This is a genomic window from Xenorhabdus kozodoii (assembly GCF_002632875.1).
GTDB classification, from domain to species: domain Bacteria; phylum Pseudomonadota; class Gammaproteobacteria; order Enterobacterales; family Enterobacteriaceae; genus Xenorhabdus; species Xenorhabdus kozodoii.
Genome location: NZ_NJCX01000082.1, coordinates 1 through 1162, shown reverse-complemented (window position 1 = coordinate 1162; position 1162 = coordinate 1). Strand labels below are relative to the sequence as shown.

Here is a 1162-nt window from a genome sequence, read left to right as displayed (position 1 = left end):
GCAAACCGCCTTTTTCGGCGAATGCTGGCTTTTTTGGTTGTTTCTGCCCGCAACATATTGACACTCATGTGACGCATACATCCCAATATTTCAGCCGATTCTCCCCGCTGGATAAGGCACGCATCCTCCCCCATTGTGACATCAAGAACCCAGTGTAATCGGGTTTCTATCCCCCAGTGTCCCCTGACCGCGGCGGCAAATTTGTCCGGGCTCAGTTCCGCTGAACTGATGTAATAACGATAATCGAGTGACTCTTTTCCTTTATTATCCATTCGATACCCTATTGCTACACCCACGGTGTGGATGTTTTTCCACTCCGGAAATTGTTGAGCCAGCTCTTGGGCAGGCAACACGTGATATTCACGTGCTTCTATACGACCATGTCCTTGTTCTATCGTGATATTTTTGGCATGGCTCACGGCGGATACTGGCGCGGCCAACGCTTTCTTGACCGCGCGATACAACGTCTCCTGATTGCCTTTCACCGCCAGAAGGTAGTCACCTTCCTGCTGAACAATTTGCTCAGCAATCTTCGTTTGACACCCCATGGCATCAATCGTTATCAGGCAGCCTTTGATATCCAACAAACGGAGTAATTTCGGGATGGCAGTGATTTCATTGGATTTTTTGTCTGTGCTCAGTTGCCCCATCACCACGCCATTTTGGGTGGCAAACGCACTCACCATATGGAGCATCGATTGCCGATTTTTGCCATCATAAGTTCCCCGCAACGTTTTTCCGTCAATGGCGATAATTTCCCCTTCTGAGCGTTCGCTAACGGATTGAACCCAATGGATAAAGCAGTTATGAAACTCAACGGGGTTGAGGCGAGAAATCAGGCGGGCAATCGAATCATGCCCCGGTATTCCATTCGGAAAAAGTTCTTTTTTTTGATACCAATCCAGATAGGTTTCACCGAAATCTTCAATATCTTCCCACCCTTCCGCTCCGGCGATGATGGCAGTGGTGGTCAGAAAAAGGATATCGAACAAAGGATAACTGATCTTAGAAAATTGGCGAGGATCTGTTAACGTGCTGAAATATTGAGAAAAGATATCAATGTTCATGAGAACACTTCCCGATAAAAAGGGGTATAAAATGCTATTTTTTCTTATCCGTCAAATCCGAATTTTTTTAACAAAAATTTCACGCTCCCGCCTTG

General features: G+C 46.4%; 1 protein-coding gene. It reads right to left on the bottom strand.

Annotated features, from left to right (window positions below):
• Positions 1-1067 (bottom strand): ISAs1 family transposase (locus Xkoz_RS19160; protein ID WP_099143516.1); only part of this gene is annotated, 1067 nt, incomplete at its 3' end.
• Between the last annotated feature and the right edge of the window lie 95 nt (positions 1068-1162).